Source organism: Enteroscipio rubneri (assembly GCF_002899715.1).
Classification (GTDB): domain Bacteria; phylum Actinomycetota; class Coriobacteriia; order Coriobacteriales; family Eggerthellaceae; genus Enteroscipio; species Enteroscipio rubneri.
Genome location: NZ_PPEK01000043.1, coordinates 1 through 501, shown reverse-complemented (window position 1 = coordinate 501; position 501 = coordinate 1). Strand labels below are relative to the sequence as shown.

General features: G+C 65.9%; 1 protein-coding gene. It reads left to right on the top strand.

The features are described 5' to 3' along the window. A partial coding sequence (locus C2L71_RS11875) for a response regulator transcription factor (protein ID WP_129588530.1) occupies positions 1-356 on the top strand: 356 nt, incomplete at its 5' end. Positions 357-501 lie beyond the last annotated feature (145 nt).

Sequence of the window (501 nt, the reverse complement as noted above, 5' to 3'; positions counted from 1 at the left end):
TATGGCTGCTCGTGGCAACGCTGTCGCTCATGTTCTGGAGCTATCAGCGCTACACCGCCAAGCAGCGTCTCGTGGGCGTCGAGGACGCGCCCGAAGAGCCGACGGCGCCCCTTCGGCTCACCCCCGACGACGCGCTCGAGCAGCTCAAGGAAACGTTCGGCCTGTCCACACGCGAGTACGAGATGATCGAGGAGTTCGCCGCCGGCCGCAGCGCGCGCCACATCGCCGACACCTTCACGCTGTCCGAGCACACGGTGAAAACCCACCTGCGCCACGCCTACGCGAAGATGGACGTGCACTCGCGCCAGGAGCTCCTCGACCTCATCCAGGAAATGGGTACGGCGAAGCGGAGCTGACCCGACGCGAGCGCGCAGAGCGTTTATGCCGTAGCCAACGCGGCTCCCGTCAGGCGGCCCATGGTGAGCGCGCTCGAATTGGAGCAATGGCGCACGAAGCTGCGGTTGTACATGAAGCGGTGCGTCGCCTCGCCCACCACGAACA